The organism is Pantoea sp. C2G6, assembly GCF_051336815.1.
Lineage (GTDB): Bacteria > Pseudomonadota > Gammaproteobacteria > Enterobacterales > Enterobacteriaceae > Pantoea.
The window spans coordinates 234,488-256,867 of record NZ_JBGMNJ010000001.1 but is presented as its reverse complement, the minus strand read 5'-3'; the positions used below and the strand labels follow the sequence as shown (position 1 = coordinate 256,867).

The 22,380-nt window shown below is 57.0% G+C and carries 25 protein-coding genes and 2 tRNA genes; 17 read left to right on the top strand and 10 right to left on the bottom strand.

The window, feature by feature from the left end:
* Positions 1 to 12 precede the first annotated feature (12 nt).
* The 4 genes from rutC to rutG are packed head-to-tail and all read left to right on the top strand — an operon-like array spanning position 13 to position 3,135.
* Positions 13 to 408, top strand: coding sequence for a pyrimidine utilization protein C (gene rutC / locus ACCW71_RS01170; RefSeq protein WP_436369065.1), 396 nt, complete (start codon positions 13 to 15; stop codon positions 406 to 408).
* Complete coding sequence (rutD, locus tag ACCW71_RS01165; protein ID WP_436369064.1) at positions 408 to 1,217, top strand: pyrimidine utilization protein D; 810 nt, start codon at positions 408 to 410, stop codon at positions 1,215 to 1,217. Before rutC ends, rutD begins: the two co-directional genes overlap by 1 nt.
* Before the next feature lie 18 nt (positions 1,218 to 1,235).
* A complete protein-coding gene (gene rutF, locus ACCW71_RS01160) occupies positions 1,236 to 1,751 on the top strand; it encodes an NADH-dependent FMN reductase RutF (protein ID WP_436369062.1) in 516 nt (171 codons plus the stop codon).
* Between the two features lie 55 nt (positions 1,752 to 1,806).
* On the top strand, positions 1,807 to 3,135 hold the full coding sequence (gene rutG / locus ACCW71_RS01155; RefSeq protein ID WP_436369060.1) for a pyrimidine utilization transport protein G: 1,329 nt from the start codon (positions 1,807 to 1,809) through the stop codon (positions 3,133 to 3,135).
* Here the strand turns inward: rutG and ACCW71_RS01150 are convergent, their stop codons facing one another.
* Both ACCW71_RS01150 and ACCW71_RS01145 read right to left on the bottom strand, forming a co-directional pair.
* Entirely contained in the window at positions 3,136 to 4,050 is a 915-nt protein-coding gene (locus ACCW71_RS01150) for a DMT family transporter (RefSeq protein ID WP_436369059.1), read from the bottom strand.
* Between the two features lie 97 nt (positions 4,051 to 4,147).
* Complete coding sequence (locus tag ACCW71_RS01145; RefSeq protein WP_436369057.1) at positions 4,148 to 4,324, bottom strand: general stress protein; 177 nt, start codon at positions 4,322 to 4,324, stop codon at positions 4,148 to 4,150.
* Positions 4,325 to 4,623: 299 nt separating this feature from the next.
* Here ACCW71_RS01145 and wrbA point away from each other — a divergent pair, with 299 nt between their 5' ends.
* The 3 genes from wrbA to ACCW71_RS01130 are packed head-to-tail and all read left to right on the top strand — an operon-like array spanning position 4,624 to position 6,900.
* On the top strand, positions 4,624 to 5,223 hold the full coding sequence (wrbA, locus tag ACCW71_RS01140; RefSeq protein ID WP_436369055.1) for an NAD(P)H:quinone oxidoreductase: 600 nt from the start codon (positions 4,624 to 4,626) through the stop codon (positions 5,221 to 5,223).
* A 20-nt stretch (positions 5,224 to 5,243) separates the two neighbouring features.
* Entirely contained in the window at positions 5,244 to 5,474 is a 231-nt protein-coding gene (locus ACCW71_RS01135) for a YccJ family protein (RefSeq protein ID WP_003850006.1), read from the top strand.
* Between the two features lie 52 nt (positions 5,475 to 5,526).
* Positions 5,527 to 6,900 (top strand): NAD-dependent succinate-semialdehyde dehydrogenase, encoded by a 1,374-nt coding sequence (locus ACCW71_RS01130; protein ID WP_436369053.1) that lies wholly within the window; start codon positions 5,527 to 5,529, stop codon positions 6,898 to 6,900.
* A 66-nt stretch (positions 6,901 to 6,966) separates the two neighbouring features.
* On the opposite strand, the gene agp is transcribed toward ACCW71_RS01130, so the two are convergent.
* From agp to ACCW71_RS01115, 3 genes are all read right to left on the bottom strand, one after another.
* The gene (agp, locus tag ACCW71_RS01125) at positions 6,967 to 8,685 is read right to left on the bottom strand and encodes a bifunctional glucose-1-phosphatase/inositol phosphatase (RefSeq protein WP_436369051.1); all 1,719 of its coding nucleotides are present in this window, start codon (positions 8,683 to 8,685) and stop codon (positions 6,967 to 6,969) included.
* Between the two features lie 269 nt (positions 8,686 to 8,954).
* A tRNA-Ser gene (locus ACCW71_RS01120) sits at positions 8,955 to 9,042 on the bottom strand.
* Positions 9,043 to 9,112: 70 nt separating this feature from the next.
* Positions 9,113 to 9,200: transfer RNA gene (locus ACCW71_RS01115), tRNA-Ser, on the bottom strand.
* Positions 9,201 to 9,420: 220 nt separating this feature from the next.
* Here ACCW71_RS01115 and yccA point away from each other — a divergent pair.
* Both yccA and ACCW71_RS01105 read left to right on the top strand, forming a co-directional pair.
* The gene (yccA, locus tag ACCW71_RS01110; RefSeq protein ID WP_436369050.1) at positions 9,421 to 10,074 is read left to right on the top strand and encodes an FtsH protease modulator YccA; all 654 of its coding nucleotides are present in this window, start codon (positions 9,421 to 9,423) and stop codon (positions 10,072 to 10,074) included.
* 105 nt (positions 10,075 to 10,179) lie between these two features.
* Entirely contained in the window at positions 10,180 to 10,506 is a 327-nt protein-coding gene (locus tag ACCW71_RS01105) for a TusE/DsrC/DsvC family sulfur relay protein (RefSeq protein ID WP_436369048.1), read from the top strand.
* Here ACCW71_RS01105 and yccX read toward each other — a convergent pair whose 3' ends face one another.
* Entirely contained in the window at positions 10,507 to 10,785 is a 279-nt protein-coding gene (gene yccX, locus ACCW71_RS01100) for an acylphosphatase (protein ID WP_436369047.1), read from the bottom strand. It lies immediately after the preceding gene.
* A gap of 85 nt (positions 10,786 to 10,870) precedes the next feature.
* On the opposite strand from yccX, the gene rlmI reads away from it, so the two are divergent.
* Positions 10,871 to 12,061 carry a 23S rRNA (cytosine(1962)-C(5))-methyltransferase RlmI gene (gene rlmI / locus ACCW71_RS01095; RefSeq protein ID WP_436369046.1) on the top strand — a complete coding sequence of 397 codons (1,191 nt, stop codon included), beginning with the start codon at positions 10,871 to 10,873 and terminating at the stop codon, positions 12,059 to 12,061.
* Positions 12,062 to 12,119: 58 nt separating this feature from the next.
* Entirely contained in the window at positions 12,120 to 12,437 is a 318-nt protein-coding gene (gene hspQ, locus ACCW71_RS01090; protein WP_436369045.1) for a heat shock protein HspQ, read from the top strand.
* A gap of 33 nt (positions 12,438 to 12,470) precedes the next feature.
* Here hspQ and ACCW71_RS01085 read toward each other — a convergent pair whose 3' ends face one another.
* Positions 12,471 to 12,884, bottom strand: a complete 414-nt coding sequence (locus ACCW71_RS01085) for a CoA-binding protein (protein ID WP_436369044.1) — start codon at positions 12,882 to 12,884, stop codon at positions 12,471 to 12,473.
* A 176-nt stretch (positions 12,885 to 13,060) separates the two neighbouring features.
* Between ACCW71_RS01085 and ACCW71_RS01080 the strand changes: the two genes are divergently transcribed.
* Positions 13,061 to 13,699, top strand: coding sequence for a YccT family protein (locus ACCW71_RS01080; protein WP_436369043.1), 639 nt, complete (start codon positions 13,061 to 13,063; stop codon positions 13,697 to 13,699).
* Positions 13,700 to 13,783: 84 nt separating this feature from the next.
* Positions 13,784 to 14,242: a methylglyoxal synthase gene (mgsA, locus tag ACCW71_RS01075; RefSeq protein WP_436369042.1), complete on the top strand. Its 459-nt coding sequence runs from the start codon at positions 13,784 to 13,786 to the stop codon at positions 14,240 to 14,242.
* A gap of 1 nt (position 14,243) precedes the next feature.
* On the opposite strand, the gene helD is transcribed toward mgsA, so the two are convergent.
* Complete coding sequence (helD, locus tag ACCW71_RS01070) at positions 14,244 to 16,298, bottom strand: DNA helicase IV (RefSeq protein WP_436369040.1); 2,055 nt, start codon at positions 16,296 to 16,298, stop codon at positions 14,244 to 14,246.
* A gap of 122 nt (positions 16,299 to 16,420) precedes the next feature.
* On the opposite strand from helD, the gene ACCW71_RS01065 reads away from it, so the two are divergent.
* Positions 16,421 to 16,861 carry a YccF domain-containing protein gene (locus ACCW71_RS01065; RefSeq protein ID WP_436369039.1) on the top strand — a complete coding sequence of 147 codons (441 nt, stop codon included), beginning with the start codon at positions 16,421 to 16,423 and terminating at the stop codon, positions 16,859 to 16,861.
* The gene (gene yccS / locus ACCW71_RS01060; RefSeq protein ID WP_436369037.1) at positions 16,845 to 19,004 is read left to right on the top strand and encodes a YccS family putative transporter; all 2,160 of its coding nucleotides are present in this window, start codon (positions 16,845 to 16,847) and stop codon (positions 19,002 to 19,004) included. The genes ACCW71_RS01065 and yccS overlap by 17 nt, the downstream gene beginning before the upstream one ends.
* On the opposite strand, the gene ACCW71_RS01055 is transcribed toward yccS, so the two are convergent.
* Positions 19,001 to 19,630, bottom strand: coding sequence for a TfoX/Sxy family DNA transformation protein (locus ACCW71_RS01055; protein ID WP_436369036.1), 630 nt, complete (start codon positions 19,628 to 19,630; stop codon positions 19,001 to 19,003). The genes yccS and ACCW71_RS01055 overlap by 4 nt on opposite strands.
* A 211-nt stretch (positions 19,631 to 19,841) precedes the next feature.
* Between ACCW71_RS01055 and sulA the strand changes: the two genes are divergently transcribed.
* Positions 19,842 to 20,333, top strand: coding sequence for an SOS-induced cell division inhibitor SulA (sulA, locus tag ACCW71_RS01050; RefSeq protein ID WP_436369034.1), 492 nt, complete (start codon positions 19,842 to 19,844; stop codon positions 20,331 to 20,333).
* A gap of 350 nt (positions 20,334 to 20,683) precedes the next feature.
* Positions 20,684 to 21,754, top strand: coding sequence for a porin OmpA (gene ompA, locus ACCW71_RS01045; RefSeq protein ID WP_436369032.1), 1,071 nt, complete (start codon positions 20,684 to 20,686; stop codon positions 21,752 to 21,754).
* Positions 21,755 to 21,840: 86 nt separating this feature from the next.
* On the opposite strand, the gene matP is transcribed toward ompA, so the two are convergent.
* Positions 21,841 to 22,305, bottom strand: coding sequence for a macrodomain Ter protein MatP (gene matP / locus ACCW71_RS01040; RefSeq protein ID WP_436369031.1), 465 nt, complete (start codon positions 22,303 to 22,305; stop codon positions 21,841 to 21,843).
* Positions 22,306 to 22,380: the final 75 nt, after the last annotated feature.

Here is a 22,380-nt window from a genome sequence, read left to right as displayed (position 1 = left end):
GAGGAGGTTGCTATGCCAAAAAGTGTGATTATTCCACCGGGCACCCCTACCCCGATTGCACCCTTTGTGCCGGGTACGCTGGCGGATGGAGTGGTGTATGTCTCCGGGACGCTGCCGTTCGATGCGGAGAACAATGTGGTTCATGTGGGCGATGCCGCGGCGCAGACCCGTCATGTGCTGGAAACCATCAAAAAGGTGATCGAGACCGCCGGTGGCAGCCTGTCCGATGTGACATTCAACTCCATCTTTATCACCGACTGGGCGAATTATGCCGCGGTGAATCAGGTTTACGCCGAGTACTTCCCCGGTGAAAAACCGGCGCGCTTCTGCATTCAGTGCGGACTGGTGAAACCGGATGCGCTGATCGAGATCGCCAGCGTGGCGCATATCGGCAAAAAGGGGGCCTGATGCAGCTTGATATTCTCGGCCTGCAAAGCCCCGATGCCCCAACGCTGGTGCTCTCATCCGGTCTGGGCGGCGTGGCGGGCTTCTGGCAGCCGCAGCTCGCGGCCCTGACCGCCGCTTACCGGGTGGTGCTCTACGACCAGCGCGGCACCGGTCGCAGCGCGGAGAGCTTACCGGAAGGCTACAGCATGGCGATGATGGCGGCGGAGCTGGCCGCCGCGCTGGCAGAGCACGGTATCCTGCGCTTCAGCCTGATCGGGCACGCGCTGGGCGGTCTGATCGGCATGCAGCTGGCGCTGGATTACCCGGCGCGGCTTGAGCGGCTGGTGGTGATCAACGGCTGGCTGACGCTGCATCCCCATACTCAGCGCTGCTTTCAGGTGCGTCAGGATCTGCTGCTCAACGTCGGCGTTGAGGCTTTTGTGCGTGCCCAGCCGCTGTTTCTCTATCCCGCCGAATGGATGGCCCGCCATCAGGCGCGGTTGGCGCAGGAGGATCAGCACCACCTGGATCATTTTCAGGGGATGGAGAACCTGCTGCGACGCCTGCATGCCCTGATGAGTGCCGACTTCAGCAGCCGGGCCGCCGCTATTCCGCACCCGGTGCTGGCGATCGCCAGCCAGGACGATCTGCTGGTGCCCTGGAGCTGTTCGACGCAGCTGGCCGCCACCCTGCCCAACGCCACTGAACAGCTGATGGCCACGGGAGGACACGCCATGAGCGTGACCGAACCAGAACAGTTTAACGCCCTGCTGATGCAGTGGCTGAATGAAACCGAAGACGCACAGACCTTCCAGCGCGTCGCCGGATAACCTTTTACGGAGAAGATCATGAGCCTGAAACCTGTTTTCCCGCTGGTTGAGAAAAACGAGTTCCGTAATGCGATGTCCCGGCTTGGCGCTGCGGTCAATATCATCACCACCGAAGGCCCGGCCGGACGTGCCGGTTTTACCGCTTCCGCGGTGTGCAGCGTCACCGACTCGCCGCCGACGCTGCTGGTCTGCCTGAACCGTTCCGCCTCGGTCTGGCCGGTGTTTCGCGAAAATATGCAGCTGTGCGTCAACACCCTGGCGGCGGGCCACGAAGCGCTCTCCAACCTGTTTGGCGGCAAAACGCCGATGGCTGAACGCTTTGTTGCCGCCGAATGGTCAACGGCGGTGACCGGTTCGCCGGTGCTGAGCGGTGCGGTGGCGTCGTTTGACTGTCGCATTACTCAGATTGTCAGCGTCGGCACCCACGACACGCTGTTCTGCGAAGTGGTGGCGCTGGTCCGTAACGATGAAACGCATGGCCTGGCGTGGTTTGACCGCGGCTACCATCCGCTGTTACGGCAGCAAGCCTGTTAATCCGTCAGCCCTGTACTGACCTTCCCCCGGCATTCCTTACGCTCTGGAGTAGACGATGGCACGATCCTGGTTTCCGCAATGGCAGAAGAAGTCGGCTTTAACAGAAAACGGTATTATCGCCCCGGATGAAACGCTGCCGCTGGGGCAGACTCTAGTGCTGGGTTTGCAGCATGCGGTGGCGATGTTTGGCGCAACGGTGCTGATGCCGCTGCTGATGGGGCTGGACCCCAACCTGGCGATTCTGGTCTCCGGGATCGGCACGCTGCTGTTCTTCTTTATCACCGGCGGCCGGGTGCCCAGCTATCTGGGATCGAGCGCCGCCTTTGTCGGGGTGGTGATTGCGGTCACCGGCTTCAGCGGTCAGGGGCTCAATCCCCATCTGAGCGTGGCGCTGGGCGGGGTGATCGCCTGCGGCCTGCTCTACACGCTGATTGGCCTGGTGGTGATGAAAGCGGGCACCCGCTGGATTGAAAACCTGATGCCGCCGGTGGTGACCGGTGCGGTGGTGATGGCGATTGGGCTGAATCTGGCACCGATTGCGGTACACAGCGTCTCCGCCTCCTCATTCGACAGCTGGGTGGCGGTCATGACGGTGTTGTGCATCGGTCTGGTGGCGGTGTTTACCCGCGGGATGATCCAGCGCCTGCTGATTCTGGTCGGTTTAATCCTGGCCTGGGCGATCTATGCGCTGCTGACCAACGGCCTGGGGCTGGGTAAGCCGGTCGATTTTACCCTGCTCTCCCAGGCCGCCTGGTTCGGGCTGCCGCACACCACCGCGCCGGTGTTTGATTTACAGGCGATGGTGCTGATCGCACCGGTGGCGATCATCCTGGTGGCGGAAAATCTGGGGCATCTGAAGGCGGTGGCGGGCATGACCGGGCGCAATCTCGATCCCTATATGGGACGGGCCTTTGTCGGTGACGGTCTGGCCACTCTTCTCTCCGGCTCGGTTGGCGGCAGCGGTGTCACCACCTATGCCGAGAACATCGGCGTCATGGCGGTCACCAAAGTTTACTCCACGCTGGCGTTTGTCGCCGCCGCCATCATCGCTATCCTTGCCGGCTTCTCCCCCAAATTTGGCGCGCTGATCCACACCATTCCGGCTCCGGTGATTGGCGGCGCGTCTATTGTGGTGTTCGGGCTGATTGCGGTGGCGGGTGCGCGCATCTGGGTGCAGAACCATGTCGATCTGGGTCAGAACAGTAACCTGATTATGGTGGCCACCACGCTGGTACTTGGCGCAGGGGATTTCGCGCTGAAAATCGGCTCTTTTACGCTGGGCGGCATCGGCACGGCTACCTTTGGCGCGATTATCCTCAATGCGGTTCTGCGCCGCCGTCACGCCGCGCCGCAGGATAAGCCGCTGGCGCGACAGCAGGGTTAACTACTCCAGCGGTGTGGCAGCCGGCCGCACCGCTTTATTTCGTTTCAGCCGCAGCTCACTGACGATCACGCCGCAGACGATCAACGCCCCACCCAGCAGCGCCAGCGCAGGCAGACGCTCCCCGGCAATGCGCCCGACAACTCCCGCCCAGACCGGTTCCCCCGCATAAATCACCGTGGCGCGGGTGGGCGAAACGCTGCGCTGCGCCCAGTTCATCGTCACCTGAATCAGGGCGCTTGCCGCACCCAGCCCAAGCGCGCTGAGCAGCAGCGGGGTTGAGAGCGTGGGTACAGATTCACCATTGGGGATCATCAGCGCAAAAGCGCACAGCGACGCCACCGCCAGCTGGATCAGGGTGACGCGCCGCACATCGACCTGACCGGCATAGCGGCTGATCAGGATGATCTCGGCGGCGATCGCCAGGGTGCTGAGCAGCGTGGCGATTTCGCCAGCGTTGAGACTGATGCGCCCCTCCTGCGGCCCCGCCACCAGCAGTAAGCCGGTAAACGCCAGCGCAATGCCCAGCCACGACATCAGCCCCGGCGGACGGCGTAAAAAGAGCCATTGCAGCAGTGGCACCACCGGCACATAGAGCGCGGTAAGAAAAGCGGACTGGCTGCTGGATATGGTCTGCATTCCCCAGGTTTGCAGGCCATATCCCGCGGCGATCGCCAGGCCAATCAGCGTGCCCGCTTTGACTTCCAACCAGCTGATGGCGGTGAGATAACGGCGGAAAAACAGCGCCAGCAGTAGCGCGGCGGTCGCAAAACGCAGGCCGACAAAGAAGAAGGGACCGGAGTGCTGCATCGCGCGATGCACCACCAGGAAGGTGCCGCCCCAGACCAGAGTAATAAAAAGTAATACCCATTCCTGCCGCGTAAGGCGCAGGGTTAAACCACGGCGTGCGTCCGACATAATTCACCTGATCAGCTGTCCGGGCGCTATTGTGCGGAGGGATAAGGGGAAAAGCAATCCGGCTTTGCCGCCGGTCAGAACCGGCGGCAAAGCCGGATTACGCCTCGTTCTGGCTTTTCGGAGAGTGGCGTCCGCCCTTCTCACCGGCCCGAGCGGCACGCTGCGGATCGTGCTTAAAATTACCGCCGCTGTTTTTCCCGCCTTTGCGTCCCGCTTCAGCGGCACGCTCACGGTTTTCAGCGAAATTTCCTGAACCGCCACGATGTGTTGTCATGGTTTACTCCTGTCGCGTAGCGCGATAACGAAAAATGGAAAAGCCGGGGGCTGATGACGGCAAGCCGGGAGCAACTCCTGCTTAAAGCGTAGTCAACATCCCGGTTAACCCGTCTGACAGTCACATTTCGCAACAGAGAATTAACCCTGAATCTGGCTAAACATCGAACATTCTCTCGCCTTACTGCCAATTAACTGGAGATTTATTACGCAGATACCGGGTGTCAGCACCGCTGCCGCCGACGTAACCGGAAAGCTCTTCTATACTTTTTCTGGACGTCAACTTACCTGGAGAGATCAATGGCTAAGATTCTGGTGCTCTACTACTCGATGTATGGACATATCGAAACGATGGCGAATGCGGTGGCAGAAGGCGCTCGTCGGGTACCCGGCGCGGAAGTGGATATTCTGCGGGTGCCAGAAACGATGGATGCCGATCGCTTTGCGCAGGTAGGCGGTAAAACTGACCAGCAGGCAGCCGAAGCGACCCCTGAGGTGCTGCCGCAGTATGACGCGATTATCATCGGCACCCCGACCCGCTTCGGCAATATGGCGGGACAGATGCGCACCTTCTGGGACCGCACCGGTGGTCTGTGGGCGTCGGGTGCACTGTTTGGCAAAGTGGCCAGCGTCTTTACCTCTACCGGCACCGGTGGCGGCCAGGAGCTGACCATTACCTCGGTCTGGACCACCCTGGCGCATCACGGCATGGTGATTGTCCCGATCGGTTATGGCACAAAAGAGTTATTTGATATTTCCCAGGTTCGCGGCGGTACGCCTTATGGGGCAAGCACGCTGGCGGGTGGAGATGGTTCGCGTCAGCCTACGGAAGAGGAACTGAATATCGCCCGTTTTCAGGGTGAACATGTTGCCGGGCTGACAGTCAAACTGAAGGACTGAGTTAATCAAAGGAGAATAATATGTCTACTGAACAATCTAAAGCACATCACGTTGGCGAATGGGCCAGTCTGCGTCACACCTCACCTGAAATCGCCGAGGCCATTTTTGAAGTGGCGAATTATGACGAGCGACTGGCCGAAGAGATCTGGCGTCAGCAAGGTAGTGATGACGTGCTGATCCGCGCTTTTGAAAAAACCGATAAAGATCTCCTGACCTGGGATGATAAACCCGTCGAGCGCAAGAACGTCTGATTCAGCGGCGGGAATTTCCCGCCCTTATTTTTAGCACACCAAGGAGTACGCTATGTCTTCCTATCAAAGCATTAATCCCGCCAACAACCAGTTGCTGAAAAGCTGGCCTTCACATGATGAAGCGGCTGTCAGCCATGCACTGGAGGTGGCCGATCGCCTGTTCCACTCAGCATGGAGTAAAGGGGATATTCAGCCTCGTCTCCAGGTGCTGAAAAAACTGGCTGACCTGATTGATAGCCGTGCGGAAGAGCTGGCCACCATCGCCAGTAAAGAGATGGGTAAACTGATTGGTCAGAGCCGTGGCGAAGTGAAAATCTGCTCGCAGATTGCCCGCTATTACGCTGAGAACGCGGAGCGCATTCTTCAGCCTCAATCCTATCCCAGCGAACTGGGCGAAGCCTGGGTGGAATATCACCCGATTGGCGTACTGGTCGCCGTGGAGCCCTGGAATTTCCCTTACTATCAGCTGATGCGCGTGCTGGCACCTAATCTGGCGCTGGGTAACCCGGTGCTGGCGAAACACGCCAACATTGTGCCGCACTGTGCCGATGTGTTTGAAAAACTGGTCCGCGAAGCGGGTGCGCCGGAAGGGGCATGGACCAACCTGTTTATCTCTACCGATCAGGTGGCCGATCTGATTGCCGATGACCGGGTGCAGGGCGTCGCCCTGACCGGTTCAGAGCGCGCCGGCAGCGCCGTGGCTGAGCAGGCGGGCAAGCATCTTAAGAAGTCGACGCTGGAGTTAGGCGGCAACGACGTGTTTGTGGTGCTGGACGATGCCGATCTCGATGAAGCGGTGCGTCAGGGCGTGCAGGCGCGCCTCAGCAACTGTGGTCAGGTCTGTACCGCGGCAAAACGTTTTATTCTGCATGAGAAGATTGCCGATCGTTTTATCAGCCAGTTCAGTGCCGCCCTGAGTGCGGCCACGCTGGGCGATCCGCTTGATGAGAAAACCACGCTTGGCCCGCTCTCTTCCGCCGATGCGCGTGACCGTCTGGTGAAACAGGTGGATGAAGCGGTTGCCAATGGCGCGAAACTGGTGACGGGCGGGAAAGCCGTCGAGGGCGTGGGCTGTTTCTATCAGCCAACCATCCTGACCGGCATTACCCCGGACAACCCCGCCTACTACCAGGAGTTCTTCGGACCGGTAGCCCAGGTTTATGTGGTGGGTGACGATCAGGCCGCTATCGCGCTGGCGAACGACTCTCACTATGGTCTGGGGGGATCGGTCTGGACGCGCGACACGGCGCGTGGCCGTAAGCTGGCCTCGGCTATCGAAACCGGTATGGTGTTTATCAACTCTCAGAGTGACACCTCCGCCGAGCTGCCGTTTGGTGGCGTGAAGCGTTCAGGCTATGGGCGTGAGCTTTCCGATCTCGGTATCAAAGAGTTTGCTAACCAGAAGCTGGTGGTCATCGCGGGATAACATTGCCCGCGGCCATAAAAAAACCCCGTCTCGACGGGGTTTTTTATTATCGGGCGAAGGAAACCTTCAGGGTGTCGCCACCGCAGCGGACTTCGTTTCGTCACTCTGCGACTTAGCGGACGGGTTAGCGCTTTCCGCTTTATCAGCAGGCGCGCTCCCGGTCGCTGCTTTGTCTGCTTTTGCCTGGTCAGCTGCGGCTTTGTCCGCTTTCGCTTTTTCAGCGGCAGCTTTATCCGCGGCGGCCTTCTCGGCTTTCGCTTTCTCAGCAGCGGCTTTTTCCGCTTTTTCTTTCTCAGCGGCCGCTTTTTCAGCCGCGGCCTTATCCGCTTTCACTTTTTCAGCGGCGGCTTTGTCATCTGTCGCTTTATCCGCGTTGGCTTTGCCCGCGGTCGCTTTATCCGTTTTAGCGTTATCTTCCGTTGCCGCCGCTTTATCGGTTCCGGCCTTGTCGGCCGCCGCGTCACCGGTCGCAGCGGCTGGCGCGTTGCTGTCGTCGGACTGAGCCGGTGCTGGTGCCGGTGCCGCAGGCTGCATTGGCGTGCCCTGCAACGCGGCATTCAGCACCTGAGAGAACTGATCCCAGCTGCAATAACCGTTGGCGTCCGTCTCACAGCCCGCCAGTTGCAGCGTGACGCGCTTCGCCGGATTCTTCAGGCTTAACACATCGGCGTTACGCAGCTGATCGGCGCTCTGATAGACATACTCAACTTTGAGCAGATCTTTGTCATTCTTCACATCGTGCCAGCGCTCGAACACCACCTGGCCACCAATGGGTGTTTTTTCATAGGTGTCAGGCAGCTCATAAGGTTTGACCTGCAAAGCACTCAGCAGCGAAGCGATGTTGGAGTCGTGTCCCACCATCAGCGTAATTTTAGGCGCATTGGCTTTATCCTGATCGACCAGCTGGCTGCGGATGTAATCCACCAGCGGTGCCGCGACTTCACGGGAAATGTCCGGGCTGGTGAACAGAGTATCCTGATACCCATTCTTGATGGCTGACAGCTCTTTCCACTGCTCAGGCGTGGTGATCTGGCCCCAGGCGACCTGCTCCATCGGGAAACCCTGATAATATTGCAGGGTAAACGCATCCATCAGCGAATTGCCCACTTTCAGCGGACCACTGACGTTGGGTTCCTGACCATTATCCGCGCTGAAGCTGTTCTGACCATTGCTGAGATCGCACTGCTTTTTGTTGTGGCAGGCTGGCGACGACTTGTAGTCGATAATCTTTTCCAGCCGCTGGAAGGCGGGTTTCAGAGCCAGTTTTTCATTGGCGGCCGCCATCGCGGCCAGCGCTTTTTTGTTGAATGCTTCGCTGCCGTCAGTGACCGACGGGCTGAAGATAGGGTCCATGGTGCCCATCGCATCCTGATGCGTCACCGCGACGTCACAGCCCGGGAAGGCACCATTAACAAAGAACTGCGCCGTGGCGACAGTGCGTTGCAGACTGTTGGCATAAACAAAAACGTTGTTGCTGTCAGGGCAACTGCCATTCTTCACCAGGCCCTGCTGCGCCAGCCACTGACGGGTGTAGTTACCCATGTAGACTTCCAGCACGCCACCTTTGGTGGTCAACTGGCCGCCGGGAACATCCCACTGCGGCCAGCTTTTTTTCGTTGCCTGCTCCAGCACGCTGCCGTTGTCCGCCAGAGGCGCACGCAGATTGTGACGGCTTAACATCAGCACCTGTTGCAGCTGCATATTGCCATCAGCGGCAAAGGCGACCGTTCCGGCCGGTAACGCAGCGAGCACAGACAATGCGCAAAGACTCAGTTTCTTGATCATTGTGCCTATTCCATTATTCAGTAAAGAAACACTCTGGCTATCAACCGATTAGCTCATCTCAGAGCGAAGTATTCACTAGTGTAACTCAGCTCACCGGAGAAAAGCGCCAGATGTTTGCAAAAACAGTGACTGGACTATAGCAGAGATGCCAGAGAGAGATGAATGCGCAACCGCACAGCGCTGAGGCAAAAAGGTGTTTTTCGGACAGGCAGAAGAAAGTGGACAGCAGAAACGAAACAGGCCAGCACTGAGTGCTGGCCTGTAAAATGTGGCGGAGGAGGAGAGATTCGAACTCTCGGATGGTTTCCCATCGGCGGTTTTCAAGACCGCTGCCTTAAGCCGCTCGGCCACCCCTCCGTTTTGTAACGGTACTGCACTGGCAAAATCATCTGAACGTTTTGCCCTTTATCGCATTAAGCAGATAAAGTGGCGGAGGAGGAGAGATTCGAACTCTCGGATGGTTTCCCATCGGCGGTTTTCAAGACCGCTGCCTTAAGCCGCTCGGCCACCCCTCCGCAATGACGCGCACTATAAACATCCCGTTTCGCGATGTAAAGCCTGTATCCTTTCATTCGCCTGAAAAACAGTCAGATTGTGATTTTTCGCTGCCAAAATCGCCACTCTGCTCAAACAATTAGCAGAATAGCGCGTAAAGAAGGGTAAAACGCCTTTTCCCTCATTAATGGCCTGCGTATTCTCGGCAGATATTTAGTGTTCTGCTTAAAGGAGCGCAACATGGAAAGAATTGTCACCTCATCCCGGTCGTCACTGCTGGCGACACACAACGTTCTGCGTAATACGTATTTTCTGCTTGGACTGACGCTGGCTTTTTCAGCCGTCACCGCCACGGCCAGTACCCTGCTGGCGCTGCCGGCACCGGGCCTGATCCTGATGCTGGTCGGTTTTTATGGACTGATGTTTTTAACCTACCGTCTGGCTAACAGCCCGATGGGTATTCTGGCCGCCTTTGCCTTTACCGGCTTCCTGGGTTACTGCCTTGGCCCTATCCTCAGTTCCTTTTTGAGCGCGGGCATGGGCGACGTGATAGCGCTGGCGCTGGGCGGAACGGCGCTGGTCTTCTTCTGCTGTTCAGCCTATGTGCTGACCACCCGCCGCGATATGTCCTTCCTCGGCGGGATGATGATGGCGGGCTTTGTGGTGCTGCTGGTGGCGGTCGTGGCGAATATCTTCCTGCAACTGCCTGCGCTGCATCTGGCCATCAGCGCCCTGTTTATTCTCTTTTCCGCCGGTGCCATTTTGTGGGAAACCAGCAATATCATTCAGGGCGGCGAAACCAACTATATCCGGGCGACGGTCAGCCTCTATGTCTCCCTCTATAATATCTTTGTCAGCCTGCTGAGCCTGCTGGGTTTTGCCCGCAGCAACTAACCGGCAATAACCGTCAGCCTGTAAAACCCCGCTCCGGCGGGGTTTTTGCTTTTACTGTTCGCCAGGTTTGATAAACTGCGCCGTCATTAATTAAGAGGAAGTCACGTGAATTTTAACGGTAACGAAATCGCCGTCGATGCCGAAGGCTATCTGAAGAACCCCGCCGACTGGAGCGAAGCGCTGGCTGCGCACATTGCCGACCAGGAAGGGCTCTCCATGAGCGAAGCTCACTGGGAAGTGGTTCATTTCGTGCGCGCCTTTTATCTGGAATATAACACCTCACCCGCGGTGCGGATGCTGGTGAAGGCGATGGCGCAAAAATATGGCGAAGAGAAAGGCAACAGCCGCTATCTGTTTCGTCTGTTCCCGGAAGGACCGGCTAAACAGGCGACAAAGATCGCCGGCCTGCCAAAGCCAGCGAAATGTCTGTAATTAACCGGTGGTGAAGTCGCGTGGCGGCTGTGCAGGCTGATACGGCTCCACCAGCACCTTATCGACCCGCGCGCTGCGCGGTCCGCCCGCTTTAAGCCAGGCGATCAACGCTTCAACCGGCTCCGCCTCGCCCCAGGCCAGCACTTCGACACTGCCATCGTCCAGATTGCGCGCATAGCCCTGCACGCCCAGCCGCTTCGCTTCGGCCTGGGTGCTGTAACGAAAACCTACGCCCTGGACGCGGCCATGAACCCATGCTTTGAATCCAAGTGCTGACATTCTTCTCTCCCGCTGCTGTTCGTTGCAATTTCCCGTTATCCACCGGACAATGGCGCCTCATTTTTTCAGGTAAGCATAGCAAACTATGACAGTCAGATTGATTCTCGCGAAGGGACGTGAAAAGTCCCTGCTTCGTCGCCATCCCTGGGTCTTTTCCGGCGCGGTCGCGCGCATGGAAGGTAAAGCGCAACTGGGTGAAACCATCGATGTTTGTGACAGTAACGGTAAATGGCTGGCTCGCGCTGCTTATTCGCCTCAGTCGCAGATCCGCGCCCGCGTCTGGAGCTGGCAGGCCGATGAATCCATCGACATCGCCTTCTTTGTGCGTCGTTTTGAACAGGCGCAGCAGTGGCGTGAATGGCTGGCCGCCCGTGATGGCCTGGATAGCTACCGGCTGATTGCTGGTGAATCTGATGGCTTACCCGGCGTTACCATCGACCGCTTCGGCCACTTTTTAGTGATGCAGCTGCTTTCGGCGGGCGCAGAGTATCAGCGTGCGGCGATTATCACCGCGCTGCAACACTGCTTCCCTGGCTGCGCCATCTATGACCGTTCTGACGTCGCCGTGCGTAAGAAAGAGGGTCTGGAACTGACCCAGGGTCCGGTAACTGGCGAACTGCCGCCGCCTCTGTTGCCGATCACCGAACATGGCATGAAGCTGCTGGTCGATATTCAGGGTGGTCATAAAACCGGCTATTACCTCGATCAGCGTGACAGCCGTCTTGCTACCCGCCGTTATGCTGACAACGCCCGCGTGCTTAACTGCTTCTCCTATACCGGCGGATTCGCGGTCTCGGCGCTGATGGGCGGCTGTAAAGAGGTGATCAGCGTTGATACCTCGCAGGAGGCGCTGGATGTGGCGCGTCAGAACGTCGAGCTGAATCAGCTGGATCTCGCACGCGCGCGCTTTGAACGCGATGATGTCTTCAAGCTGCTGCGTCGCTACCGTGATGAGGGCGAGAAATTTGATCTGATCATCATGGACCCGCCAAAGTTCGTGGAAAACAAAAACCAGCTGATGGGCGCCTGCCGCGGCTATAAAGACATTAATATGCTGGCAATTCAGCTACTCAATCCGGGCGGCATCCTGCTGACCTTCTCCTGCTCCGGTCTGATGGCCACCGATCTGTTCCAGAAGATCATTGCGGATGCGGCGCTGGATGCCGGGCGCGAGGTGCAGTTTATTGAGCAGTTCCGCCAGGCGGCCGATCATCCGGTGATCGCCAGCTATCCGGAAGGCCTCTACCTGAAAGGTTTTGCCTGCCGTGTGATGTGACTTGAAAAACCGCCTGCTGCCCCCATAGTAAAGAGAGGAGTTTTTTTCGGAGGTCACTATGATTGCCACTAAATTTGGTATTGGTCAGCAGGTTCGTCATCGTTTGTCTGGTGTATTGGGGGTTATTGTGGATGTCGATCCTGAATACTCGCTGGATGAGCCTAAAGTTGAAGAAGTGGGTGCGGAAGAGAAGATGCGAAGCGCTCCCTGGTATCACGTTGTGATGGAAGATGAAGAAGGCGATCAGGTGCACACCTATGTGGCTGAGATCCAGCTCGCCGGTGAAACCAGTCTTGAGCACCCGGAACAGCCCTCAATGGATGAACTGGCCGCCTCGGTGCGTCAGCAACTCCAGGCCCCTCATCTGCGCCATTAATTGGCGGCGGCACCTGCCGCCGTCCTGATGCGCCTACGCTGTTATCCCCAGCCGCGGAATTTCAATCTTCGGGCAGCGATCCATAATGACCGTCATGCCCGCATCCTGCGCCAGCACCGCAGCCTGCTCATTAATCACCCCCAGCTGCAACCACAGCGTATCCGCCCCCGCCGCGATCGCTTCCTGCGCCACTCCCCAGGCGGCTTCAGAGTTTCGGAACACATCCACCATATCGATTTTGCCCGGCACCTCGGCCAGCGTGGCATAAGCCTGCTGTCCCAGCAGCGTTTTTCCCGCCAGTTTCGGACTGACCGGGATCACCTCATATCCCTGATCGAGTAGATATTTCATCACACCGTAGCTTGGACGCTCGGGACGATCGCTCGCCCCGACTAAGGCGATACGGCGGGTACGTGTCAGCACCTCACGGATTGTCTGGTCGTTCATTGTTATCTCCTTTCAGGCCAGTATTGAGTGTAGATGGGCCGGCCCATTAACGGCTAAACCGGCGGCGAAATTAATTGAACCGCAGCACGAATAAATATGTTTAATTGTAAATTAACTGCCATAATGTAAGAATTTGCTACACGCCATTCGTCGCGTTCTCTGCCACCGGAGTTGAAATGAAGCTGTTGCTGGCTGTTACGGGGTTACTCCTGCTCCTCGTTTCGGCGTCCTGTTCTGCCATCACCCTCAGGCTCGACCCGCAAATCGACCTGTTAGTGCTGGATGGCCGGAAAATTTCAGGTGCACTGCTGCGCGGAGCCGACAGTTTAGAGCTGGATCGCGGGCAGCATCAGTTTCTGTTCCGGGTTGAACAGCTGCATCATGACCAGAAAGAGAGCGTTCCGCGCTATCAGTCGGTGCCAATGATCGTCACCTTCACCGCCGTGGCTAAAACCATCACTATCCGCCTGCCGGTGCTCCAGACAAAACGCGATCGTCAGCACTTTGAGCGCAACCTCAATTTCCAGCTGGTAGATGAAAGCGGTAAAGAGATTATGACGCTGCGCGACCATCTTCCGCTCACGGCAACGGCGGATATAGAAAAAGCGATGCTGAACTATAACCGCACCCGTCAGATCGCCTCGGTGCCGCGGTTTGCTCATCCCCTCTCCGTTTCGCCCTCCCCGGCGCAGCTTACCGCCGATCTCAGCCTGACGCAGAAAGAGTCACCTTCCCTGCAACGCTGGTTCCAGCGCTTTGATGAAGCGACCCGCCAGCAGCTGCTGACGCTGGTAAAAATGCTTCGCACCAGCTGATCGCTGACAGGTTGATAGCGAGGAAAGGCCAGAGGTAAAATCGCGCCACCTTTTCTTCCGCATCCACTTCATCAGGAACGCATTATGGAACAGACTGTTCGCACCCTCGGCATCCGCAAACATATCGCGCTGGTTGCCCATGATCACTGCAAAGCCGCTTTGCTTGACTGGGTGAAACAAAACCAGTCCGCGCTGGAGCCGCACACGCTCTACGCTACCGGCACCACCGGGAATCTGATTAATCGCGGTTCTGGTCTGAACGTGAATGCCATGCTCAGTGGGCCGCTGGGCGGCGATCAGCAGGTTGGTGCGCTGATCGCGGAAGGTAAAATTGATGCGCTGATCTTTTTCTGGGACCCGCTGAATGCCGTGCCGCACGATCCTGACGTCAAGGCGCTGCTGCGGCTGGCGACGGTGTGGAATATTCCGGTCGCCACCAACCGCTCAACCGCCGATTTCATTATTCAGTCGCCGCTATTTGCCCGCAGCGTCGATATTATGATCCCTGACTATCCACGCTACCTGGCTGACCGCCTGAAATAATTCAGGCTTTGCGCAGCACCGGCACGCCCAGCTCACGGAACTGTTCAACAAACACCGACGGCGCGGCCTTGTCAAACAGCAGAAAAACCTGCTGGCGCGCCCGCGTCAGCGCCACATAGGCCAGACGGCGCTCTTCCGCATCGGGGAACGCTTCCGGCTGCGGGAGCAGCCCCTGCTCAATGATCGACTCGCGCACCTCAGCCGGAAAGCCCTCTTTGCCCTGCTGTAACCCCAGCAGGATCACATAATCCGCCTGCTGACCTTTGCTGGCGTGGATCGTCATAAAATCGAGCTTCAGTTTTGGCCAGCGGGTTCTGGCTTTATCCAGCAATTCGGGCCGCAGGTAGTGATACCGCGCCAGCAGCAGGATCCGCTCATCCGGTTTTGCGTAGCCGCTGAGTTTGTTCAGCAGCGCCTCCAGCTGATCCTCCGCCAGCAACGAAATCGACTTTTTATTGCCTTTGGTTACGCTGTTCAGCGGTTTACGCAGCTGCTGCGGATTCTGCTGGATAAAGCGGCTGGCGATGTCGCCAATGCGATCGTTAAAGCGATAGGTGGTGTCCAGCACGCAGCGGTCGCCTTCGCCAAAGTAGTGGTGAAACGCGGTGGTCAGCGTCATCTCCGCACCGCTGAAGCGGTAGATGGCCTGCCAGTCGTCGCCAACGGCAAACAGCGCGGTGCGCTTATTCTGCTGCCGTAATGCGCTGAGTAAGGCGGCGCGCTGGGGTGAGATGTCCTGGAACTCATCCACCAGAATATGTTTCCACGGGCTGATAAAGCGCCCTTTTTCCAGAATGGCGATCGCCTGGTGAATCAGACCGGAAAAATCGACCGCGCCCTCCTCTTTTAGCGCACTCTTCCAGGCCTTCAGTAACGGGGCCATCAGCCTGATGCGTTTACTGAACAGCTCACGGCTTTCATCCGGCACCTCCGCGATCATCGCCGCCTGCGCGCCACCGTGCATCCGCATCAGGCCGATCCAGCGCTCCAGACGCGGTGCCAGACGGCTGGCAAGCCTGTCGTCATCCCAGAACGCCCCCTCTGGCACTTCCCACGCCAGTTCATCACGCAGCCACTGACGCCAGCCGTTGGCCTGGGCTTTTTTATCCTGACACTGCTGACGCCAGTGCTGGATCAGCAGCGTCCGACGGGCTTCGGCGTCGCTCTCCAGCTGACTGATCGCCGGCTGCTTGTTGCTGCCTTCACGAATAATGTGCAGGGCCAGCGCATGGAATGTCCGCGCCTGGATGTCAGTAGCCCCCAGGCGTGACTGGAGGCGATGGTTCATCTCTTCCGCCGCCTGGCGGCCAAACGCCAGCAGCAGAATCTGGTCGGGGCTGGCCAGCCTGCGCTGCATCAGCCAGCCGGCACGCGCCACCAGCACCGAGGTTTTACCACTGCCGGCCCCGGCAAGTACCAGCAGCGACGTTTCGCCATTGACCACCGCTTCAGATTGCGACTGATTGAGCGGTGTGGATTCGACGCTGGCGAAGAATTCCTGATACCGACTCAGCATCGCGGCGGTCCAGTCGCGGTTTCGCTGCCGCAACGCGGTTTCACCCTGCTCCAGCCAGCGCTGACAGAATTCCCAGTCATCGCGGCAATCGGCAAAATCTTTCAGCCGCGACAACGGCAGCGGCAGCGCGTCAAACTGCTTCACGATGTTCTCTTTCAGCGCCTGTAGCTCACCGCGATTCAGCCAGCGATCCTGAGCGCTGAACGCATCAATATCGCCGCGCAGCGCCTCCAGCACCTCGTGACACACCGTGCTCATCTCCAGACTCCAGCTCTGCCAGGCTTGCAGCAGATAGTGGTGAAAGCGCTGCGTCTCCTGCCATTCAGTACCATGCAGCCGGACCACTTTGTCATCGGCCAGCAAAAATTCGAGTTCGCCCCATACCAGCCCGCGCTTACAGGCAATATCCAGTAACTGGTTAAAGGGGATCAGGTACTCATGCTTATCGCCGCTGACTTCAACACCAGCCGCCATCAGACGAACGCGATTGTAAGGATGCTGGGCAAGCCGTTTGCCCATCGAGGTTGCTTTCAGTTCCACGCCGACACCAACGTCAGAGAATAGGATTAGGGGGAGTTTACCTGTCAGACCCTTGGCGCTCCAGCCTTAAAACAGGCTAAACTTGGCGTCACATCTTGCGGAATGCAAAAGGAAAAAAGGTCATGCGCACCGTTTTAAATATTCTTAATTTTGTTCTGGGCGGCTTTTTCACCACCCTGAGCTGGCTGTTCGCCACCTTAATCAGCATCGTGCTGATTTTTACCCTGCCTCTGACCCGCTCCTGCTGGGAGATCACCAAACTGTCGCTGGTGCCGTTTGGCAATGAGGCGGTGCATGTGGATCTGCTTCGTCCTGAGAGTAAAAGTCATCTTCTCAATACCGGCGGGACCTTCCTGAATATCTTCTGGCTGATTTTCTTTGGCTGGTGGCTCTGCCTTTCTCACATTTCAGTCGGGATTGTGCAGTGCATCAGTATCATCGGAATCCCGGTCGGCATTGCGAACTTCAAAATCGCCGCGATTGCGCTCTGGCCGGTTGGACGCCGGGTAGTATCGGTTGAAGAGGCGCGCGCTGCGCGGGAAGCCAATGCCCGCCGCTATTAACAGAGTATCGAACACACTGCCAGGCTGGCGGAAATACCTGTTTAACAGCACCTGGCGTTATCTGCTGCGCATTCTGTTTGCGCTGAGCGGCTGCGCCGCTATTCCCTGGTGGCTGCATCAGATTGAATGGACCATTCCCCTGACGCTGGGCGTGGTCGCCGCTGCGCTGGCCGATCTTGACGATCGCCTGACCGGTCGGCTGAAGAACCTGCTGATCACCCTGCTCTGCTTCTGCATCGCATCCGTTTCGGTGGAGCTGCTGTTTCCCTATCCGCTGGCCTTTATTATCGGGCTGGCGATCTCCACCTGGGGTTTTATCCTGCTGGGTGCGCTGGGACAGCGTTACGCCACCATCGCTTTTGGCGCACTGCTGATCGCCGTCTATACCATGCTCGGCATCGGGCTGTTCAGCCAGTGGTACATGCAGCCGACCCTGCTGCTGCTGGGCGCGCTCTGGTACAACCTGCTGACGCTGCTGGGTCATCTGATGTTTCCGGTCCGGCCGGTGCAGGAGCAGCTGGCCGGAAGTTTTTCCCAGCTGGCGCGTTACCTGGACGCGAAAGCCAACCTGTTCGATCCCGACGCAGGCGAACAGGATGATGCGACCTTTATTGATGCGGCGATGGTCAACAGCCAGTTAGTGGCGCAACTCAATCTGACCAAAACCACGCTGCAAAGTCGTCTGCGCGGCGATCGGGGGTCACGCGGCACCCGCCGCAGCCTGCACTACTACTTTGTGGCGCAGGATATTCATGAGCGGGCCAGCTCTTCTCATCTGCAATATCACCTGCTGCGCGGTGACTGGCGTTATAACGAAATTCTGTTTCGCTTTCAGCGTCTGCTGAACATGCAGGCCCAGGCCTGCCGGCAGCTGGCGCACGCTATTTTGATGCGTGAAAGATGGGTGCATGACAGTCGGTTTGAGCGTGCATTTGAGCGCTTACAGAAGGCGATAGAGCGACTGGAACAGCGGGAGCCGGAAGCCGCACATACCCGCGCGCTGTTCTGGCTACTGCGCAATCTGCGCGCGATTGACGCTCAGCTGGCCTCTATCGAATCAGAGCAGACGCTCGCCGGTGAAGATACGCAGCACAGCGACAACCTGCTGTCACGCGAAGGATTGCGCGGCTGGAGCGACATCAGGCTGCGCTTCAGCCGTCATCTCTCGCCCGCGTCAGCGCTGTTCCGCCACGCGGTGCGTATGTCAGTGGTGCTCTGTATCGGTTACGGCTTTATTCAGGTGACCGGGCTGGAGCGGGGTTACTGGATCTTGCTGACCAGTCTGTTCGTCTGTCAGCCTAACTACAATGCGACGCAGCGACGGCTGGCTTTGCGTATTGGCGGGACGCTGGCGGGGATCGCGATTGGTCTGCCGGTGCTGTGGCTGGTGCCGTCGGTTGAAGGTCAGCTCATCCTGATCGTCATCGCTGGCGTGCTGTTTTTCGCCTTCCGCCAGGTGCAGTATGCCCAGGCGACCCTGTTCATCACCCTGCTGGTGCTGCTCTGCTTTAACCTGCTGGGTGAAGGGTTTGAAGTGGCGCTACCGCGGGTGGTGGATACGCTGCTTGGTTGTGGTCTGGCCTGGCTGGCCGTTGCCTTTATCTGGCCTGACTGGCGTTTCCGTCAGCTACCCGCCGTGGCGGAGCGAACCCTGCAAGCGAACTGCCGCTATCTGGATGCGATTATGGAGCAATATCATCAGGGCAAAGATAATCGCCTCGCCTACCGGATTGCCCGCCGTGACGCGCATAATGCGGATGCTGAGCTGGCGTCAGTGGTCTCGAATATGAGCAGCGAGAGCCGTACCAGCCAGAAGCTGCGCGAATCCGCGTTTCAGCTGCTCTGCTCAAACCACTCATTCCTGAGCTACATCTCTGCCCTGGGCGCGCATCGCGACAGAATCACTCAGCCGGATCTGCTGACGTTGCTGGATGACACGGTCTGCTATGTGGAGGATGTGCTGCAAACTGACCATGTCAGTAATGAGCAGGCTGAAGCCATGCGTCATCAGCTGACGCAGCGGATCAGCCAGCTGGCCGCCGATGCCGATACACGTGCGCCGCTGGTGCTGCAACAACTCGGTCTGCTGGTTGCTTTAATGCCAGAGGTTGCCCGCCTGCGCCGCACGCTTCAGGCCGATTAGCTGTCGCTGTTTCCGGGGTTGAGCATCGACAGCAGCGTGCGCTGAAACCACGCATTTAACTCAGCTTTGGTCGCCTGCGGCAGGGCGGCATGATGATGACCGGTAATCGCCCCCTGTAGCGCCAGCAGCGTCTGAAAACCAATGTGCTGGTTGACCGCTTTAAGCCTCAGCCAGCACTGCTTAGCGCCAATCTGATAAAGATGGTTCACATTCATGATACCCGCCTCATGCAGCAGCATCTCCATACGTACGCTGAGATTCGGCAGATCCTTTAAACGGGGAGCCAGCTCTTTGTCGTGCAGCTCAAGTTGCGCCGTTTCCAGCGCCGCGGCAGAGAGCCTTAACAAAGCGCCAGAATTACGCCACAGCGTCTCATCGACCCGATAGTAATTGAGACTGACCAGAATGCCACGCTTACGGAACACCAGCGGTTCCAGTGGGCATTCCACCAGATAATCACGCAGAGGCTCACTGGCGCGCAGATAAAGTTCATTTTTATTCACCAGCGCAAAGACCACACGTTCAACAGCCAGCGAGTAGCCACCAAATTGGGTGCGAGACTCTATCGTTCCCAGCGGGGCAAGCTGCGCTCTGGAGCGCTCTACAACCGGATTCACCTTTTTCATCACTCCACCTCCATGTTAAAGAAATGTCTTAAATTACGTTTGGTATCAGGCAATTAGAAGATAGAAAAAACCGTGAGGGCGTTCAACGAATAATTAGCGTTTCCATTAATCTTGTGCCGTTTTTGCGAGGCGTTTTCAGAAATTTGGGTTGATCTTTATCCAGGATGACAGTACTGTATATTCATACAGTCAACTGCTGAGTGATTAACATATGCGAACACAACATCCGAATAATGCACGCTATGCTCACCATTATGCCTCCTCTTCCGTGCCAGCTTCTCATCGCGGCGGGATCACGGAGTTACGCTATAGCGAGCAGCCAGGAATGTTGCAGATGTTGCTCTTACCTTTATTGCAGCAATTGAGTCAGCAATCGCGCTGGCAGTTATGGTTAACCCCGGCTCACAAGCTGAATCGCAACTGGCTTCAGCAGTCGGGATTACCGCTTGATAAGAGTATGCATATCGCCGATTCTGAACGCCTGAATGCGGTTGAAGCGATGATTAAAGCGCTGCGCACCGGAAATTACAGTGTCGTTCTGGCATGGATTCCGTATGAACTGGATGAAGAAGAGCGGCGTCAACTGGAAATTGCGGCCGCGGAGGGAGAAGCAATGGGATTGATTTTGCGTTCAGGTGGAATAGCTGAAGCGCCTCTCAGACCGCAAAACGCGATAAAAATTCAGTCGGATTTGTTTCATTAAGTAAAAATCAGAAGTTTCCCAAGCTATTTTTCTTATCTGTTGTCGCTAAGCCACTGATTCTGTTAGTTCGAGCGTTGACAATGGTTTAGCAGGTTTTTTGGACGCTGAGCCGCCATAATAATACCAGGCTAATTGTTAGAATTTATGTATAAATCGCTGTTTTTTTACAGAAGCGCCTCACATCATACTTGTAAGTTTCCAATCTCGTTGTAGACTTTATCTCGCCAGGGTGCTCAATAACCTCCGTTTTTTGCGGTAGAGTCATAAGCGAGCGTTTTGACCCGGCGAAGGATTTAAACCAAGAGCAACCTTTTTGCTCATTGCCTATTTGGATGATAACGAGGCGCAAAATGAAAAAGACAGCTATCGCAATTGCAGTGGCACTGGCTGGCTTCGCTACCGTAGCGCAGGCCGCTCCGAAAGATGACACCTGGTACACCGGTGCTAAACTGGGCTGGTCTCAGTATCACGACACTGGCTACTACGGTCACGGTTACGAGAACAACAACGGTCCAACTCATGAAAGCCAGCTGGGCGCAGGTGCGTTCGTTGGTTATCAGGCAAACCCATACCTGGGTTTCGAGATGGGCTATGACTGGCTGGGTCGCATGCCAAACAAAGGCAGCGTGACTAACGGCGCATTCAAAGCACAGGGCATTCAGCTGGCCGCTAAGCTGAGCTACCCAATCTATGACGATCTGGACGTGTATACTCGTCTGGGTGGTATGGTATGGCGTGCTGATGCAACGCAGACCAACCCAACTACTGGCCGCATCAGCGACCACGACACCGGCGTATCTCCGCTGGCAGCAGTTGGTGTTGAATATGCGCTGACTAAAAACTGGGCTACCCGCCTGGATTATCAGTGGGTTAACAACATCGGTGATGCACAGACCGTTGGTGCCCGTCCAGACAACGGCATGCTGAGCGTAGGCGTTTCATACCGCTTCGGTCAGGATGATGTCGCTGCTCCGGCGCCAGCTCCGGCTCCAGCACCAGCTCCAGTTGTTGAAACCAAGCGTTTCACCCTGAAGTCTGACGTTCTGTTCACCTTCAACAAAGCCACCCTGAAGCCAGAAGGCCAGCAGGCTCTGGATCAGCTGTACAGCCAGCTGAGCTCAATGGATCCTAAAGATGGTTCCGTTGTGGTACTGGGCTTCACCGATCGCATCGGTTCAGAGCAGTACAACCAGAAACTGTCTGAGAAACGCGCTCAGTCTGTTGTTGATTACCTGGTTTCTAAAGGTATCCCTTCTAACAAGATCTCTGCACGTGGCATGGGTGAATCTAACCCAGTTACCGGCAACACCTGTGACAGCGTGAAAGGCCGTAACGCCCTGATCGACTGCCTGGCGCCGGACCGTCGTGTTGAAATCGACGTTAAAGGTATCAAAGACGTTGTAACTCAGCCACAAGCTTAAGTTTACACGTAATAAAAAACCCCGCTAAGGCGGGGTTTTTTTATGGCACTCCTACAGCGAAACCGCCGTTTTTCTTCCCTGCTCGCTTACTCGCCTTCGGAACCTGATCCCAGAATTGCCTGCAAATCCTGCTTCAGACTCGACATCTGCGTGGCATATTTCTCTTTGCGCTCCGCATCTTCAATCAGCTGCACAATGGTTTCGGAAAGCGTGCAACCGCGCCGCTGGGCCAGTCCTGCCAGGCGCTGCCAGACCAGATATTCCAGATCTATCGACTTTTTGCGCGTGTGCTGATGTTCTGCATTGAAGTGGCGTTTACGCCGGGCACGAATTGTCTGCTTCAGACGATTATCCAGGTCAGGATGAATATGTTCAGCAATCCACTCATTCACCGTCACGGGATTGTTTTCCATCGCCAGCAGTTTATCGACGGCTGCCTGTGCCGCGCTCAGTTCAAGGTGACGCGTGATCAGTTCACCCTCCCGATGTTTTTTCACCAGGTATTTCCACTTCCATCCACATTCAAGATTTTCGAGTTGCTGGTATTTCATCGGAATCTCATCGTGATCACGTAACAGGCTAAGAATAACAGCTTTTTTACCGGATGCAGCAACGAAAAACATGCT